Source organism: Roseateles sp. P5_E11 (genome assembly GCF_054049355.1).
This window is the reverse complement of sequence record NZ_JBFUMO010000941.1, coordinates 1-1,507: the sequence shown is the minus strand read 5'-3', so window position 1 is coordinate 1,507 and position 1,507 is coordinate 1. Positions and strand designations below refer to the sequence as shown.

2 protein-coding genes are annotated in these 1,507 nt (G+C 68.2%); both read right to left on the bottom strand.

Features of this window, described 5'->3' with window-relative positions:
* Positions 1-1,020 (bottom strand): Hsp70 family protein (locus ACXJKR_RS32305; RefSeq protein WP_457326335.1); only part of this gene is annotated, 1,020 nt, incomplete at its 3' end.
* Between the two features lie 5 nt (positions 1,021-1,025).
* Positions 1,026-1,507: Fe-S protein assembly co-chaperone HscB (gene hscB / locus ACXJKR_RS32300; RefSeq protein WP_457326334.1), on the bottom strand; the 482-nt coding region annotated here is incomplete at its 5' end.

Below are 1,507 nucleotides of genomic sequence, written 5' to 3'. Positions count from 1 at the left end.
GCGCGTGGAGCCGCCGACCATCACGGTGCCGGCCACGTCAGCCGCTTTCACCTTGGCGTCGCGCAGCACGCGTTTCACGGACGAAAGCGTCTTGGCGATCAGCGGTTGGGCCAGTTGCTCGAACTGCTCGCGCGAAACGATCACGCGCAGTTCACCCGCGTCCAGCGCAGCGACCAATTCGGTCGAGTCAGCGTCAGACAGCGCCTCCTTGGCCGCACGTGCGGCGACGAGGACGGCGCGCTTGTCATGCGCAGATTCGACGACGCGATCGGCGAGCGCCCAGTCGGCCAGCACGCGGTCGAAGTCATCGCCGCCCAGAGCCGCATCTCCGCCGGTCGCGACGACCTCGAACACGCCGCGCGTCAGGCGCAGCAACGATATGTCGAAGGTGCCGCCACCCAGGTCGTAGACCGCGTACAAGCCTTCGCTGGCGTTGTCCAGGCCGTAGGCGATGGCAGCAGCGGTCGGCTCGTTGATGAGGCGCAATACCTTGAGGCCGGCCAGCTCGGCGGCGTCCTTGGTAGCCTGGCGCTGGGCGTCATCGAAGTAGGCCGGCACCGTGATGACGGCACCGAACAGGTCGTCGACAAAGCTGTCCTCGGCGCGAAAACGCAGCGTAGCCAGAATCTCGGCGGACACCTCGACCGGGCTCTTCACGCCGTCGCGCGTGGCAATGGCCAACATGCCGGGACGGTCCTCGAACTGGTAGGGCAGCTGCTCGCGGTTGGCCACGTCGGCCAGGCCGCGGCCCATGAAGCGCTTGACCGAAACGATGGTGTTCTCGGGGTCTTCGGCCTGGGCCGCGAGCGCGTCAGCGCCGATCTGGCGGCGGCCTTCTGGCAGGTAGCGCACGGCGGACGGCAGGATSACCCTGCCCTGCTCGTCRGGCAGGCATTCGGCCACGCCRTKGCGMACSGMGGCSACSAGTGAATGCGTCGTGCCGAGGTCGATGCCCACGGCGATGCGGCGCTGGTGCGGGTCGGGCGACGCGCCGGGTTCGGAGATTTGGAGAAGAGCCATGGTGTTCAGGCATCCAGCGCGGCGAGGCGCTGGTCGATATCGGCACGGAAGCGCTGGATGAACATCAGCGCGCGGACCTGGGATGCGGCAGCCGGCGCGTCGCCGGCTTCGTCGAGCAGACGCTGCACGGTGGCAAGCGCAGAGGTTTCGGCTTGCGCCGCGTCGTCGTCCAGTGCCTGGAGGGCGGCTTCGCCGTCGGCGTCGTCAAGCGATTCACGCCATTCCATCTGCTGCATCAGGAAGGCCGCGGGCATCTGCGTGTTGTTCTCGGCTTGAACCGGCGCACCACGCAGCTCGCACAGATAGGCGGCGCGCCTGAGCGGGTCGCGCAGACGCTGGTGGGCCTCGTTGACACGCATGGCCCACTGCATGGCCAGGCGCTGGGCGGCAGCGCCTTCCGACGCAAAGCGATCCGGGTGGACCTCGGCCTGTAGCGACTTCCAGCGTGCATCGATGTCGGCGCGCACCTGGGCCTGCTGTTCAGGCA